We start from the raw sequence: 16,248 nt of genomic DNA, 5'->3' as shown, positions 1-16,248 counted from the left end.
TCCTTAATGACGATAATTTACTCTTTATCTCTATTTATTTTTTGTTTTTAAAATATTTTTTAATAAAAATTACATACTATCTATAAAATATTATAATAATATATTAATTATATATGTTAAAAATGGGATATGTCTTAATGAAGGGGCCATCGAAATTCTTTTTAATGGTATTATTTTTTAATTTTCCTCTTCATGCCCAGATTATTTTAGATACGCCTACTTACATCGCGGTTCCCCATGAATATTATAAGAATGATGCGATGAAGGAAAAATTTGCAATAGAACTTTATAGCAAAGCCTTTAATTTTGAATTTTTTAACCCGTCGATGGCTATTGATACTTACGATGATTTTTATGACCGCTTTAAAGGGGATAAATCACCCGTTATCCATGAATATTTAGCCAAAAGCCTTTTAAGAAAAGCCCTTTTGTTAAGCACTATAGGGCATAATAATGCAGCATTCTCCTGTTTTAATAAGCTAATTCTTCATTTGGATAAAAGTGAATCGTCCAATGATCAACAATATGTTGCATTAGCTTTTTTCTATAAAGCAACCCTTTTAGCCCGCATGCAAAAAACACAAGAAGCGCTATCAGAATATGATAAATTTTTGTCAATCAACCGATCGGGGCAAGATGATCTTAAACAAGAAAGAATTATTGCACTGTTGAATAAAGGGATTTTACTCAAGGATAATAATCAGTTTCAAGCGGCGCTTGATACATATGATAGCCTACTTCAACTTTTTGGAAAGTATAACGATCCGTTTATTGAAGAGGAATTAGCTAAATGCCTTTATAATAAAGCGCTTTTGCTAGAGGATATGAAACAACCGGAAAAAGCGGTTATAGTTTATCAGACGGTTATAGACCGTTTCCAAAATGCTGACCGGAATGAATTACAAGAAATAGTCATATCTTCTCTTTTCAATCAAGCGAACACACTTAAAAAAATAAATATTTTTGATAAATCTATTGATGATTATGATAAGATCATAAATAAATTTAAAGATACGAAATCAATAACAATAAAAGAAAAAGTAATATTTTCTTTTATCAATAAAGCATTACTGCTCAATGATATGGGTAAAGCATCAGAAGCAATCTTATTTTTGAATAAGGCTATTGATCTATTTAGTGCGAACAATGATAAATATATGCAAGAGGCTATCGCAAAAGTTCTGTTTGATAAGGGCGTTATTTTAGGCAAAATTTCTAAAAGAAATGAGGCTATTTTTTTCTATGATGCTGTAATTACACGTTTTCTTTCTTCTATTCCAACTATGGAAGAGGATACTGCGGCGGCTTTCTTTAACAAGGCTATTCTTTTGGCCGAAGATAAGCGCACGCAAGAAGCTATTAAAACTTATGATGAAATTTATACCCGTTTTAAAGCCTCGAAATCGCCTCCCGTCGAAAATATCATAAGTGGTGCCCTCTTTAATAAAGGCATTGCCTATAGCATGTTGCATCAACGTGAGGCCGCACTAGCAGCCTATGATAAATTGCTCTCCCGTTATAAAGACTCTGATAATCCGGTAATTATCCAAGATGTCACCAGTGCTTTATTCAACAAGGCTAGTCTTACTAACCTGTTAGGGCATCCCGATGAAGCGGTTGACCTTTATGATAAACTGATCAATCATTTTAAAGACCGATCCTCTCCAACCATAGCTCTCATTGTAGCCGAATCCTTTTTTAATAAAGCTGTCATTTTGGATCATTTGGAAAAGTCAGAAGAGGCCGCCACGGTTTTTGATGCATTGATCGTTTATCTTAAAGACTTCCCGTCTTCTGAAATGCAACAATGGGGAGAAAAGGCGCGCCTCTATAGATCAAAAATAATGCAAAAATGAGCCTGTAAATTTACATGTACTACTCAAGACCTTATTGCGTGCCGCGCAGGGTCATTTCAGTTAAAGCCGCACAAATTCGATTATAGAGCATAGGTTTAATAGTGACAGCTCTTTTAGTAAGAAGCGCATGATTTTTAGGGTTTAGGACGATCACTTCTTGATGCGTGTTGAGTGAACGGCCCTCCACATACCACCCCGGTAAAGAAACAACGGGTGTTACAGGTACGAAATGGCCCAATTTTCCTTGTAAATTTTTGGCGAGTTCCATGCTTACAGCACGGGCTTGCTGTAAGGCTATCTCTTCTCTGTTTTTACCAGAAAAAAGAATAATCTGCCCATCATATTGGGCAAGTGCATTTTGACGGCCTTTAATATGGGCATATTTAGAACGATATTTTGTTTCGATAGCAAATACACCCGTAGGCCCGACCAATACATGATCAATATTACCTCTTGGGCATTGTAAATCATGAAAAATTTGCCATCCCTCTTGCAATAAAGGCTGAAAACACTGCGCCGTTGCTCTTTCCCCTTGTAAACCAGCGATGATAGCGCGTCTTTTTTCCATTATAGATTTGGTGGCATAAACCGACCATGCGATACTGCTTATAAAAATGACAGCTAAAACAATATCAAGGACATGAAATTTGATTTGTGAAGGTATAACCCATTGATATAATAAAATAATGGTAACAATAGAAGGTATCAAAATAGCGGCCTGCATTATCATTATAAGTTTGATATTTTGATGCTGTAAGCTTTTACTCAGGGTTTCACCGGGAAGGGGTAAAAGCGGTTCTGTAATAGGACTTCGACGTTTCGAGCGTTTTTCACTGAGGATATAAATACCTGCTGTCGCGATCGGAATTATGAGACAAGTAAAAAGAACAAAGACAATAATAATGCTATTAAGCAAGATAACCTCGAAAGAATTTCAATATCTATGGAGGATTGGGATATAGCAAATTTTTGTAAATTTAATATATTTTAAAGAAAATTATTCTGTGATTTTCGATTTTATCGATAATTTTATGTATGCTCGTCGATGCAATTATAAAAAACTATAGTATTTCTTTTATATTACCGGAATCTTTAGAAGGTAACGCTACGTTTGATTTATCCGAGGTAAACTTAAATTACTTGATAAAAAATTATTTATAAAAACTTAATAATAAAAGAGGTTTTTGATGTTTAAAAATTACAATAAAATATTTCTATTTTTCATATAAATAATTAAGTAGGATGGCAATATACAGTCATTACAATTAAAGAAGTTACATAACCATTATTACTATAAATTCCATTTTCCTTAAAAAATTCAACTATTTCATCAGGCGAATATCCTTTTGAATGTAAAGTTTTTATAGAATTAACCATTTTATTGAAGATGTCTTTTTTTGTTATCCCTTTTTCTTTGGCGGGTATGTTTTCAATTTTTTCTTTTAGTTCATCGATTATATTTTCGTTAAAATGTTCCATTCCAGCATCCCTTACATAATCGATAAATTTGAGATAATTTATCATTTTTAAGAAAAAAAGAGAATAGAACATTAGAGATAAGGGCGTTTAACCGGGCAATCTCGATATAATGTTTTTAATTAATATTAAATAAAATATATTTTCAATACAGTTTAAAAGAGGATTTTATTAAAATTTAATAATAAAAATTTTATCCAAAAAAACTTTAACTTGATAAAAATTAAAATAATTTTGCCTTATCAAGAATAGGGAGACTTAACCTAATTGACAAATCTATCATTAATTTGTCGGTTATAAATGGAATGGTCTGTATTCTTTTATAAAGTATATGGCTAATATAATATGGCGAGATCTGAATTTGAAATTTCAAGGAATTTTGATCTGGCGCTATAATATGAAGTGGTGCCGCTTGCAGGACTCGAACCTGCGACCCCCGCATTACGAATGCGATGCTCTACCAGCTGAGCTAAAGCGGCGCGACAGAGGGTGGCTCTTAACAGTCGTTTTAAAAATCTTCAAGCCAATTCTGTATTTTTCAGAAAATTTTTTCTGTTAGCTATATTTTAAGCATGAATATTTTATGCTCTCCTCTTAAAATAGGCCTATACCTCTCACGCAAAAGCGTGAAATGACGACGACAACTTTTAAGGTAAAGATGAAAAAGTATGACGAATAGTCAGAAAGATGAAAAAAGCGTAGCGATCCCCCATAGCACTGAAGACAACAGTATTATGAAAGATATCGGTTCCGATCACCGTCGGATGCATGTACGCGCTCGCGATTTCTGGGTATCTGTCTTACATGGCCGGAAAATACCCTTGGTAAGTGAATTTGATCCTGCTGCCATTACAGATTTCGGACAGCATAGTTTTTTACTGGATTTTAGAGAAAACACGAAAAACCCTGCCATAGTTTTTCTAGGATATGAATTACGTCAGGTCGATCATCTTACCTATCATGTTAATCATATTGCTGATGTTCCCAAAGGCAGCCTGATTGCCCATATGGCGACAAATTCTCACTTTTCTGAAGTGATTAATCATGGGGGCCCCCTCGGTTTTGAGGCTAATTTTACAAATTATCTGGGCTATTCCTTGATGTATCGAGGCATTTTTATGCCTTTTTCTTCAGATGGCACAAAAATCGACTATCTTTATGGTGTTTTAAACTGGAAAATTTTGTCGAAAGAGAAATCCTCATCCGCTTCGCCTTCATCAAAAACTTCCGTTGATGCGTTAAAGAATAACAGCCCTATAAAAGACGATAGACAGACATCTATTCTACCGGAGATAAAAACAGAAGCTGAACTAGCGGCAGCTCGTCATGCTCCAGCTGTAACTACTATAAAACTGGGTCCTGTAGAAAATGATTATATTTTATTACTAGCACGTCGAAAAAATAATGATGAACTAGATATAATTGCACAATTAAATGAAGATAATATTGATTATAATAAATTTTTTGAAAAGTAATTTTTTGAAAATTATTTATTTATAAGAGGGAGTGCAAAATGTTCCCTCTTATAATTAGGTAGCATATTTTTTTATTATTTTTATACTGTTTTGTTAGCACAAAAAAACATAATTAAAATAAAATTGATGTAGCTATCCGATTTCTAATTATTTGGATTCAATTCCTTAGAGACAGCTTTTATAAAGACCCTATCCGGAGTTTAAGGAGGAAAAGTGCCAAAACTTTTTTATAAACAAAAAGAAGAGTTTTGGCCGAAAAAAGCATGACCGACCATTTAACTATAATGCTGGCTCAGATTCGTCAGACAGTTGGTGATTGCCGTGCCAATGCCGATGCCATATTAAAAATCAGGGATGAAGCTGAAAATACGGATCTTATCTTATTTCCTGAATTACAGCTTATTGGTTATCCTCCAGAAGATATGGTCTTAAAATCTGGATTATTAGACTCTGCCGATAGAGAGCTTGCACGACTGACCCAAGCGACCAATGACGGAGGAGCCGCCCTTCTAGTAGGCACAGCGTGGCGGGAAAAAGATAAATTATTTAATGCTATGGTTCTTTTGGATCAGGGTAAAATCGCCGCAATCCGCTATAAATATGATCTGCCAAATTATGGCACCTTTGATGAAAAACGCCTCTTTTCATCCGGTCTATTGCCTGAACCGATTATCTTTCGAGGCGTTTCTTTGGGAATTCCGATTTGTGAAGATATTTGGACAGCTACAGTTTGCGATCATTTAAAAAGACGAGGTGCCGAATTATTGCTGGTGCCTAATGGTAGCCCGTTTGAAACGGGAAAATATAGTATCCGCCGTCAATTAGTTGCTGAAAGAGTCCATGAAACCCAGTTACCTTGTGTTTATCTCAATCGGGTAGGGGGACAGGATGAGATCGTCTTTGATGGGGGATCGTTCATTCTTAATGCAGACCAAAAACCGGCGCTTATCTTACCCCAATGGCAGGAAGTCATAATCCTTACTCATTGGCAAAAAAAGGAACAGGGCTGGTATTGTTTAGAAGGTGAAAAGGCTGAGATACAATCGGGAGAAAATGGCCAGCTAGCTGAAATCTACCAAGCCATGATGATGGGTTTGGGGGATTACGTGCGTCAAAATGGTTTTCCTGGGGTTATATTGGGATTGTCCGGTGGAATAGATAGTGCGATCTCTGCCGCCGTGGCTGTCGATGCCTTGGGCGCTGATAAGGTGTGGTGTGTTATGTTACCATCACGCTATACTAGCGCCGAAAGCCTTGAAGATGCTCAGCTTTGCGCTGATATGTTGGGATGTAGGCTAGATAGTGTACCGATTAATCCTTCAGTCGAGGCCATGGATCAGATGTTGGCCTCTCTTTTCAAAGATCGTCAACCTGATCTGACCGAAGAAAATATTCAATCTCGCCTACGGGGCGTAGTATTAATGGCAATTTCCAATAAATTTGGTCCGATGGTATTAACGACCGGCAATAAAAGCGAAATGGCTGTAGGCTATGCCACGCTCTATGGTGATATGAATGGCGGCTACTCTGTTTTAAAAGACCTCTACAAAAGCGATGTCTTTAAAATTGCACGTTGGCGTAACACCTATAATCCTGTGGATGGACTAGGGCCCAAAGGTCCCGTCATGCCAGAACGTGTTATTACAAAACCGCCTTCTGCTGAATTACGCGAAGATCAAAAAGACAGCGATTCCTTACCTTCATATGATATTCTTGATGCTATTCTAATAGGATTAGTGGAGGAGGAACTATCCGTGTCCGATCTTGTTGCTAAAGGCTATGATGAAGCCTTGGTAACGCGTATTGAAAACCTGCTTTATCGGGCAGAATATAAAAGACGTCAGGCACCTCCCGGCGTTAAGTTGGGGATACGCAATTTCGGTCGAGATCGCCGCTATCCCCTTTCGCATCATTTTCGTTCTTCTCATTCCTGATCGGGTTATCTTGTGATCACTACGCGCTTTGCTCCTTCACCGACGGGCTTTCTTCATGTCGGTAATATTCGTACGGCTTTAATTAACTGGCTTTATGCCCGTCACCATAATGGCCGTTTTATTCTTCGAATTGATGATACAGATAGTGAGCGTTCGACTGAGGAATTTACGCAAGCTATCCGTAAAGATTTAGCATGGCTTAATCTCAATCCTGATGCCGAATATAAACAGTCAAAACGCATTGAACTTTATGATATTCGCTTTGAATATCTAAAAACCCAAGGACGAGTCTATCCTTGTTATGAGACCAGTCAGGAACTGGAATTAAAGCGCCGAATTGCTATTGGACGCGGTTTACCCCCTATTTATGACCGTGCAGGCTTGCGATTGACCATAGAAGAACATGAATCCTTTAAAGCACAAGGCATCGAACCGCATTGGCGTTTTCGTTTGGATCACAGTAAGCCCATTATATGGAATGATTTGATCCGTGGCCCACAGCGTTTTGATCCGGCCTTGTTATCAGATCCGGTTATCCGCCGTGCGGATGGTAGCTGGCTTTATCTCTTACCCAGTGTCATTGATGACATTGATATGGAAATCACGACCGTAGTTCGGGGTGAAGATCATGTCAGTAATACCGCCACCCAAATTCAGATGTTTTCGGCATTAAATGCCGAAATACCTGATTTTGCGCATATGGCTTTATTGACGGGCGGTGATGCTAAAATCTCCAAACGTTTCGGAGCCGATGGCGTAGCTGACTTCAAGGCTGCCGATATCGAAGCGATTGCGCTGGAATCTTTACTGGCCCGCATCGGCACAAGTGATCCTGTTGAAGCGATTACAGATCTTACGCCTTTGGTCGAAAATTTTGACTTCAAGCATTTTAGTCGTGCGCCCGCTCGTTTTGATATGGCAGAATTAAAACATATTAATGCCCGTATCTTGCATATTCTTCCTTATAAAGATGTCGCCAGCCGTTTACCCAAAGATATGGACGAAAAGGCGTGGGATATTATTCGACCAAACCTTGAATCTATTCAGGAAGCCAAATTTTGGTGGAATATTGTCAAAGGGGATATTGAAATCCCGCAATTTTCAGAGGAAGATAAAGCTTACTTGGAGACTGCCTGTCAGGTCGCCAAGGGTATAGATTGGGCTTCTGAGCCTTGGAATGCTCTGATTACAACGCTTAAAAAGGAAAGTGGACGTAAGGGGAAAGCGTTGTTCTTGCCGCTGCGTTTAGCGTTGACAGGACAAAATCATGGTCCGGATATGGCCGGATTACTTCCTTTGATCGGCCGTGAAAATACGTTATTCCGTCTGAATAAAGCAATTAAATAGACCACAATATATTCTGATCTGATCAAGAAGTTTACTTCAAAAGCTTTTTGATCAGATCAAAGATAGAAATACTCGTTCGATTATATACACGATTATAAAGTGCTTTTTTAGGATCGGTTAACCAACCCCAACCCCGCGGCATCTTTAGACCCAACTTGTTTTTGATAATACGCGTTGGCGACGTTCTGGCCGCAATACTTTTGCGTAGGCTGGGTTTTCTTATGCCGAATTTCATATTCTATCCATAAATAGGGAAAGGATAAAGGACAAGGCGGTTATCCTTTATCCCTTCATATTGGTTAAATATCTTTAGAAAAACCAAAGAAAAAGCCGCGTCTTGCCCCATAGGAGGGTAAACCAACACCCACACCTTCACCTGTGCGGATTTGGTAAATATGATCGCCGATATTGATAATATCAAAGCGAAGATCAATACCTTGTTTTTCAAGACGATACATCATGGTTGTATTGACGGAAGCATAGGGTTTTACACTGGCACCATTAGGAATGCTGTCGCCATTCGCTAAGGAAAGGTCAGTGCGAAGACCGGAGCCATAAAGCGCCGTTGCCCCTAATTGCAGATTCTTTAAGACACCATCGCGGAAGCGATAAGAAACGCCGCCGGAAGCTGTCCAACTTTGATTGTGATCAAGATAAATATAATGGCTGGCAATATAGGCAAGATCATCAGGATCAAAATTATATTGGCTAGAAACAATCTTCTTGCCTAAGGCTTTCTGATAGGCAAAATTGCCATAAACATGCCATCCGCCATGAGTATAGCTACTGTTAAAGTCGATACCCCAAATCTTACCATAGCGATAATTAAATGGTGTCATCAGAATGGCTTCCCCAAACTGACCTTCATCAATCAAATTATGGGATTGCCTATAATAGCCATCAACACCAAAAGTGAAATCGCGACCAATTTTCTGTTGAATACCGGCATCATAGTAATTTTGTCGTTCAGCATAAGGCGTTGTCGCTTGATTAACGCCAGTCGCGGCCCCCGTTGTCCCTGTAAAGCGGCTGATGGTGCGATAGCTGACCAATTCAAAGGGCGGCGGGGAGAAATAGCGGGAATAACCAATATGCAAGGCTGTCGTCTTGGTAGGCTGCCATGTCAGATTAGCACGGGGGCTAAACTGATGCTCGGTACGATAGCTTGAATAAAGATCGAAACGCACGCCATAATTAAAGGTTAAATTCTGAGCGAGCTTCCATTCATCCTGCACATAAGCGCTATAGGTAAGTTGCGTTTTACCGCCATTATCGATGACAGAAAGTGGTAGTGTGCTCGTCTGGTTGCCATCATCATCTGCGGCGAAAACCGAGGATGTGGAGAAGGTGCTACCGCGTTCTCGATCAAAGAAGAAGCCGCCTCTTAAGGTATGATGCTTGCTGACATGCCAAGACGCATCATATTGCAACCCAAAGGCGACATTTCTTCGCGTGATACGTTGCGCTAGGCCGTTATAGATTAGTTCACCTGCTACGGAAGGATAGTAATCTAGAGAGGAATAACGTCCAAATATAGAAGCCTGCATCGAAAAGGGGCCAGAATCATGCATAAAAGCTAATTGGGCAAAACCTGTTCGTTCTCTTTGATTCTCGTCAAGATTATTACTTAGATAATCAGTCTGACCATTAAGATTGAAGCCTGTGGTTCCATTTTCACCGGGATGAATATTCCGTGGATTCGGAATCTGAAAATTCTGTTGAGAATAGCCAGCTGTCAGCGAAATTCGGTTACTATCATCTAAAATATGGTCGAGATAGCCGAAGAAATGCCCTTGATTACTATGATCATGTAAAGGTGTTGATGAACCATCAATGCTATCAATACCAAGAGCTGTATGGCGGTATTCACCTGTTACATAATAGTTCGTAGAACCGGTTGATCCCCCATATTGCACACTAGGAATAATTGTTTGATGGCTGCCGCCATAAATAGAGGCGGTGCCGCCATTTTTCTGTAAACCGCTTTTAGTCGTAATATCAATGATACCTGCGGTGCGTAGACCATATTGCGCAGGCAAGGCACCCGTAATCAAATCCATCTTCTCAATCATACGAGGGGCTAGGGTTTGACCGAAAACCGATATGCCTTCAGGTAAAATAATACCATTGATACGATATTGCAGATTGTTATGATCGCCTCGGATATGCACCTGACTAAACTGATCCTGAGTAACGCCCGGCATTTGCAACAGGATATTATTCATTTGCTGATTATAGCCACCCGGAATGGCTTCAATTTGTTTTTGATCGAGCGAATAAACAGTAGCACCGAGATGTGATTGAATCTGGGCGCGGGCTTCGTTTAGTTTTTGAGCGGTGACTAAAATGGTATTTTTTTGGGCACTATCCTGATTGTTAGGCGTGTCCGTCTTGTCTTCAGCCTTTTCCTTTTGATCGATTGTTTGTTCGGTAGGAACTGTCTCTTCAGTGGCTGCATAGGCGGCATGGCTCATCAACATATAAGCCAGCGTCGTTAAACCTGCTAAACTATATTTTGTCAGACAACCTATTCGCAGTCTTTTTGAAATCATCACTCCTGTTGTATCCCCCATTAATATTGTTATGTGATAACATAACATTCTAAAAGGGAATTTTTATGAACAACAGATGAATAAATTTGCAAAAAATCTTAATTTAGGCAGCTAGCGAATGCTAAAAAGGATAGTTCGACCTTTTTTTTGGATTGTTTTTCTCTTTAAAAGAGCCCTCTCAAAAAAATAGCCATCATTAAAAATGACGGCTATTTCCTGAAAGGAATATTTTATCAGTTAGGCGCTATAATCAGCATCATAGGCACGATTGACAGCGCTTAAAACAGCCCGCACTGAAGCGGTCGCAATGTCTTCATCGACACCTACACCAAAGACAGTCTTGCCCTCAAATATTGAACATTCAATATAGGCGGCAGCTTGAGCCCTATTACCATGGCTGATGGCGTGTTCCTGATAATCAATCACATTTAAATTAATATTTCTGATGCCTGATAAGGCATCAATAATACTAGAAATCAGACCATTCCCGCGGCCTTGGACTTCACATATTTCATCGCCTGCTTTAACTTTACCAATAACAGAATATCCGTTTTTATCCTGTCCAACATTAAAGCTGAGCAACTGAAAGTGGCCTTTATTATCGAGATGGTAATATTTCACAAAGGCTTGCCAGATGTCAGATGAATCTAATTCCTTGGAAGAGGAATCTGCCAAAATCTGAACCTGTCGACTGAAATCAACTTGTAATCGACGGGGCATTTTTAAACCTTGATCCTGTTCAATTACCCACGCAACACCGCCTTTACCGGACTGAGAGTTAACACGGATAACCGCTTCATAGGAACGGCCTAAATCAGCTGGATCAATGGGGAGATACGGTACTTCCCAGATATTTTGATTACTGTTTTTGTCCTCTTTTTCGGAACGCTTCGCAAAGCCTTTGCGAATAGCATCCTGATGAGACCCTGAAAAAGCCGTAAAAACCAAATCACCCGCATAAGGATGACGAGGAGAAACAGGTAATTCAGTACAATATTCTACAGTTTTAATGACTTTATCAATGTCGGAGAGATCAATTTCAGGATTGATCGACTGTGTATACAGATTAAGCGCCAAGGTGACTAAATCAACATTACCGGTACGCTCACCATTCCCGAACAAGCATCCCTCTACACGGTCTGCGCCTGCTAAAAGGGCCATTTCAGCAGCAGCGATACCGGTCCCACGGTCGTTATGGGGATGAACGCTAATAATGATGGAATCTCGGCGAGAAATATTACGGCAAAACCATTCGACCTGATCGGCATAAATATTCGGCATGGCTGCTTCAACGGTAGCCGGTAAATTAAAGATTAAAGGTTTTTCCGGTGTGGGCTGCAAAACATCTAAGACAGCTTCACATACTTCCAGACTAAAATCCAATTCTGCCGTTGAAAAAGTTTCAGGGCTATATTCAAAACGCCAGTCTGTGTTAGGACGCTTTTCCGCTTCATCTCTTAACATCGTGACGCCGGAAATGGCCAGCTTTTTTACTTCGGCACGTTCCATCCCAAAGACGATACGTCTCCAAGCGGGGGAAATGGCATTATAGACATGGATGATCGCACGATTGATGCCTTCAAGACTATCAAAGCTTTTGGTAATTAAATCCTGACGTGCTTGTGTCAGAACTTGTAATGTTACATCTTCTGGAACCGCGCCTTGTTCAATGAGACTACGGATAAAGTCAAATTCAGTGGCACCGGCGGAAGGAAAACCAACCTCGATTTCTTTCAGACCAATCGATACCAATAAATCGAACAAACGCCGTTTTTTCTCGCCATTCATAGGATTAGCAAGGGCCTGATTACCATCTCTTAAGTCAGTTGAGAGCCAGATGGGCGCTTTTTTTAAGACCCGAGAAGGCCACTGACGATTAGGCAAATCAATAGTTGGAAAAGAGCGATATTTAGCAGAAGGATCGCGCAGCATTTATTATTCCTGTTAGCTTCTTGGCAGTAATTTTATTCAAAGCATCATACCGTATCTATGCGGATGCCATAAAATTAGCTTCAAATAGTATTTTAGAAGTCACCCCTTAGACGTCTGGCCTTGCTGTAACAAGAAGGCCACGGCTTTTTGTACGCCTAAGGGCGTATAAGTCGTAGATCGAGACGTAGAGAGGTAAAGGAATGCATAGCTATTTTATAAGGGTATTAAAAACAGAAGTCTATAATGAAACGTTGCTACCTCTCTTTTTTTAAGATTAGATGCCTCTTAATTTATCAATAACGCTGTATTGTTTTTTGGATAACTAAACCCCTTTTTTAAAAATATCAGTATAAGTTTATTGCGTTTGCGCTTCTTTCACTTCACGCCAGTCTGCGGCTTCTATTTTTTCTACGGGTACGCCGCCAACCACATTATGAAGAACGGTAAGATGAATAGGTTCCATCAGGGTATTGTTCTTATCAATGGCAGTGCCAGCAGAAGTTACCGCCAGCGCCAAGGTGTTATCCCCATGATGATCAAGAATACCCGCTGGGATAGAAAAAATATGCTGTGGACCAATATGGGCTATATATTGCCCAACATTCCAACCATTGACAAAAATTAGCATCCGATAATGGCTTTTTGAACGGAGTTTTTGGAGATCACCAATCGTCAATCCAAGCGTCATATCATTTTGTTTAGGCAGATCTAACTTGAAATGCGTTCGATACCATGTTGTGCCAGGCTTTGAAGATAAATGGCCAATATCACCGGAAGACCAATTGCTGGCTGAATAGCCCGGTAAATGCCAACCTTCACGCTCACCATATTGTCCACCGTTATTAAGGGGGCCGCGATCAATATCAACCAGATTTTCACCATTCAGATTCCCTTGAATACGCCATGCAATAGGTACCGCGTAAGCAGGCCCTGACGGATCGGCAAGGGATGCGGCAATGAGACCAGAAGGAGCTCTCTGGCTGTTATTATAGGCATTATCTTCTTGATGGCCATTTAATCGGATCATCACAGAGAAAACATGATCTCCTGCTTTTTGGGCCATATCGGGTAACTTAAAACGTATAGTGTCCCGGTTGGCAGGATGCGATAATCCGCTTTCCATCTCACCTTCACCCAAAAACTGACCATCCATCCACAATTGTAAAAAGCCACTTCCCCCTGCGCCATAATGTAACGTCAATTCCTGTGCCTGACTATCGCCTGTAAAATGGCCTCGATACCAAATATCTCCATCATGAAATCCATAAGAATCCGCATTAAGATTCGGTTGTCCATCAGGGGGTAATACCGTCGCAGTATCGGGAATATCCTCTGTTTTTTGCCAGCGGCTATCGTCGAAATCGGGTTTCGCTTCTGGAGTGCCTTCGGCTGCTTGCCAATCAAGGGTCATAAGGTCTGGCAAGGTAGCCGATTCTGGCTCTGGTAACGTATCTTTAGCAATCAAGCTGCCATTGATCATACTGCGACTAAAGCTGGTGCGATGGCCATTCCATTCTAAATACATAATAGTCGGCGGTGCCCACACTTCTAACGGTTCCTGATAGCCTGTATCACCGCGCAAAGATAAAGTCAGATCGGTTGTTGAGGCTTGACGAATAAGGGTAGGGCCGCGTGCTAATACATCCCCCGCTTCGGTAGACAATTTCCAAAAGCGTGCCGATTCATTTTCATCCCCGATCAAGAGAATAAGCGGCGTAGGTCCACCATTTTCAATTTTTATTCGTATAAGCCCTGTATGAATATAATTGAGGCGTAAGTCATGACGTGCGGGGTCGTAAAAATAATGGGCATTCCCTTCTATAACGGTCACACGTGGCTTGGTTTCATAGCGTAGCACCGTTTCCCCTGCTTCCCCTTGAAGACCATTAAATAACGCGACATCATGCTCACCCTGCGTTATCATCGTCTGAAATTGGGATGTTGAATAAACCAACCGATTCCTGCCGAGATTAAAACCGGCTATCAGATACTTACTATCATGCCCATTTAACTCTAACATTCCTTCTTCAGGCAAGGTGTAGGTACCGTCTGGCAGCGTAAGGGACAGCGTAAATTTGCTGTCATGCAGACTGTTGGCGGGCTTATGAGTAATAAACAGTAAATGTGAACCTGTATCTGGATTAACATTATGCAAAACGCGGATATGACTGGATGTCGGGACAATAATCGCACCGGGCGCCATTTTCGTAATATCTGGGAAGGCCGTTATAAACTGTCCCAAACGTTTCAAACCATTCGCCTTTGGGCGAAGATTACGCGCTTCATCAATCGGGGCGCTATAGTCAAAAGACGTAAAACGGCCAGATTTTCCAAGCCATCCCCAGTTAATGCCCCCATAGACCATTCTAAGGGTTTGATTGGTTAGACCATTACTTAAATTCGTCCCTAATATTAAAGCTTGATGGCGTTCATCATTACTTTTGACGAGACAGCTATAGCGATCATTACTGCCCCAATAATCGGCATCCCCATCTTGGATAGTGACAAGACTAGTGGCAGGTCGTCGTAAAAAATCAGCCGTATTGCTAGGGCTATAATAGCCTAAATCAGGGGGGGCGATCTCTCTTAAAGGTTGATTTTGAATATCACAAAGACGGGTCGTGTTTGTGGTAAAGCCATGTAAGTCAATCATATGGGCGCTGTCTTCACTTGATTGGGCTACGGAGAGCCAATCACCGACTGGGCCTGTTTCATTATGAAAAATAGGTAAGCTGATACCATCATGGCGCGCTTTGGCGTAAAGATGCGCCATATAGCGCTGTTTTACGGGGCTAGGATCTCCCAAACGGTCTTCAACTTGATAAAGAATAACATTACCTTTTTCCCCATCATATTGATGACGACTAATGATTGCGTTGACATGGGTTAACCATTCATCAACCGCCGTAAGATAAGTTGGGTCATCACTTCTGGCGTTTACTTTTTGACGGGTTAGCCAACCGGGGAAACCGCCTCGGGATAGATCAGCATCGGCATAAGGCCCAATTCGGATAACAACGTATAAGCCGGCTACTTTTGCCATACTAAGTAGGCGATCAATATCCCTTATCCCGTTGAAATCATAAACACCGGGGGCAGGCGAATGATAAGCCCAATCAAGTTGAATGGTTACCGTATTAAATCCGATAGCCTTCATTTTTTCAAAGACATCCTGCCATAAAGAAGGGCTGGGCAGGCGGAAAGGGTCAAATTCACCACTCCAAATAAGAAATCTTTGGCTATCAATCATAGCGGAGTAGCGGTCAAAGGTAATGCGAACCGTCTTTTCTGCGGGTAAACTAACGGTTATATCATTTCCCTTTACCGGACGAGATAAGCGCGTTTTACTTTCTGCGGTATCGGCGGGAACCGCATGTCCTACTACCGATGTCATCCATAAAGGCATCAGGAGTGCTAATAGCCGGTATTGTCTTCCTATGCCTTTCATAAGGGTAACTTTTATCCTGTTTTAGATGTTGTCTATAAACTCAAATTATGGGTAGGAAATATCAAACCGATGTCATCGGTCGCTTCTAAAATACAAACCATCTTATTTTACGATTTATCCCCTTGCCCATGCCCCTATGATTGTTGAAGGGAGGGTAAAGCATTAAATTATACAGCCCTAGTCAATAAAAGATGCATCCTGCAAACAGGGATATAAATTGTAAATAAC

At 40.5% G+C, this 16,248-nt stretch carries 10 protein-coding genes and 1 tRNA gene; 4 read left to right on the top strand and 7 right to left on the bottom strand.

Going from position 1 to position 16,248, the window contains the following annotated elements; genetic code table 11:
• Positions 1-137 precede the first annotated feature (137 nt).
• Positions 138-1,856 (top strand): tetratricopeptide repeat protein, encoded by a 1,719-nt coding sequence (locus ZYMOP_RS01920; protein WP_013933674.1) that lies wholly within the window; start codon positions 138-140, stop codon positions 1,854-1,856.
• Positions 1,857-1,887: 31 nt separating this feature from the next.
• Here ZYMOP_RS01920 and ZYMOP_RS01915 read toward each other — a convergent pair whose 3' ends face one another.
• From ZYMOP_RS01915 to ZYMOP_RS01905, 3 genes are all read right to left on the bottom strand, one after another.
• Complete coding sequence (locus ZYMOP_RS01915) at positions 1,888-2,772, bottom strand: nuclease-related domain-containing protein (protein ID WP_013933673.1); 885 nt, start codon at positions 2,770-2,772, stop codon at positions 1,888-1,890.
• Between the two features lie 317 nt (positions 2,773-3,089).
• Positions 3,090-3,335 carry a hypothetical protein gene (locus ZYMOP_RS01910; RefSeq protein WP_013933672.1) on the bottom strand — a complete coding sequence of 82 codons (246 nt, stop codon included), beginning with the start codon at positions 3,333-3,335 and terminating at the stop codon, positions 3,090-3,092.
• A 400-nt stretch (positions 3,336-3,735) separates the two neighbouring features.
• Positions 3,736-3,811: transfer RNA gene (locus ZYMOP_RS01905), tRNA-Thr, on the bottom strand.
• Positions 3,812-4,000: 189 nt separating this feature from the next.
• On the opposite strand from ZYMOP_RS01905, the gene ZYMOP_RS01900 reads away from it, so the two are divergent.
• From ZYMOP_RS01900 to gltX, 3 genes are all read left to right on the top strand, one after another.
• Positions 4,001-4,807 carry a PAS domain-containing protein gene (locus tag ZYMOP_RS01900; protein ID WP_013933671.1) on the top strand — a complete coding sequence of 269 codons (807 nt, stop codon included), beginning with the start codon at positions 4,001-4,003 and terminating at the stop codon, positions 4,805-4,807.
• 263 nt (positions 4,808-5,070) lie between these two features.
• A complete protein-coding gene (locus ZYMOP_RS01895; protein ID WP_013933670.1) occupies positions 5,071-6,741 on the top strand; it encodes an NAD+ synthase in 1,671 nt (556 codons plus the stop codon).
• 12 nt (positions 6,742-6,753) lie between these two features.
• Complete coding sequence (gene gltX, locus ZYMOP_RS01890) at positions 6,754-8,088, top strand: glutamate--tRNA ligase (RefSeq protein WP_013933669.1); 1,335 nt, start codon at positions 6,754-6,756, stop codon at positions 8,086-8,088.
• Between the two features lie 31 nt (positions 8,089-8,119).
• Here gltX and ZYMOP_RS01885 read toward each other — a convergent pair whose 3' ends face one another.
• The 4 genes from ZYMOP_RS01885 to ZYMOP_RS01870 form a co-directional block, all read right to left on the bottom strand.
• A complete protein-coding gene (locus tag ZYMOP_RS01885) occupies positions 8,120-8,323 on the bottom strand; it encodes a hypothetical protein (protein ID WP_013933668.1) in 204 nt (67 codons plus the stop codon).
• 64 nt (positions 8,324-8,387) lie between these two features.
• The gene (locus ZYMOP_RS01880; RefSeq protein ID WP_049778858.1) at positions 8,388-10,640 is read right to left on the bottom strand and encodes a TonB-dependent receptor; all 2,253 of its coding nucleotides are present in this window, start codon (positions 10,638-10,640) and stop codon (positions 8,388-8,390) included.
• 237 nt (positions 10,641-10,877) lie between these two features.
• Positions 10,878-12,572 (bottom strand): 2-isopropylmalate synthase, encoded by a 1,695-nt coding sequence (gene leuA, locus ZYMOP_RS01875; RefSeq protein WP_013933666.1) that lies wholly within the window; start codon positions 12,570-12,572, stop codon positions 10,878-10,880.
• A 355-nt stretch (positions 12,573-12,927) separates the two neighbouring features.
• Positions 12,928-16,020 carry a beta-galactosidase gene (locus ZYMOP_RS01870; RefSeq protein WP_013933665.1) on the bottom strand — a complete coding sequence of 1,031 codons (3,093 nt, stop codon included), beginning with the start codon at positions 16,018-16,020 and terminating at the stop codon, positions 12,928-12,930.
• Positions 16,021-16,248: the final 228 nt, after the last annotated feature.

This window comes from Zymomonas mobilis subsp. pomaceae ATCC 29192, from assembly GCF_000218875.1.
Classification (GTDB): Bacteria; Pseudomonadota; Alphaproteobacteria; order Sphingomonadales; family Sphingomonadaceae; genus Zymomonas; species Zymomonas pomaceae.
Note: the sequence above shows the minus strand (reverse complement) of the source record. Positions and strands in the feature narration are given on the sequence as shown.

Excerpts from the sequence above, each read along its gene's own strand:
- ZYMOP_RS01920 (WP_013933674.1), top strand. The coding sequence starts at position 138 with ATGAAGGGGCCATCGAAATTCTTTTTAATGGTATTATTTTTTAATTTT.
- ZYMOP_RS01910 (WP_013933672.1), bottom strand. The coding sequence starts at position 3,335 with ATGGAACATTTTAACGAAAATATAATCGATGAACTAAAAGAAAAAATT.
- ZYMOP_RS01900 (WP_013933671.1), top strand. The coding sequence starts at position 4,001 with ATGACGAATAGTCAGAAAGATGAAAAAAGCGTAGCGATCCCCCATAGC.
- ZYMOP_RS01895 (WP_013933670.1), top strand. The coding sequence starts at position 5,071 with ATGACCGACCATTTAACTATAATGCTGGCTCAGATTCGTCAGACAGTT.
- ZYMOP_RS01885 (WP_013933668.1), bottom strand. The coding sequence starts at position 8,323 with ATGAAATTCGGCATAAGAAAACCCAGCCTACGCAAAAGTATTGCGGCC.
- ZYMOP_RS01880 (WP_049778858.1), bottom strand. The coding sequence starts at position 10,640 with ATGATTTCAAAAAGACTGCGAATAGGTTGTCTGACAAAATATAGTTTA.
- leuA (WP_013933666.1), bottom strand. The coding sequence starts at position 12,572 with ATGCTGCGCGATCCTTCTGCTAAATATCGCTCTTTTCCAACTATTGAT.
- ZYMOP_RS01870 (WP_013933665.1), bottom strand. The coding sequence starts at position 16,020 with ATGAAAGGCATAGGAAGACAATACCGGCTATTAGCACTCCTGATGCCT.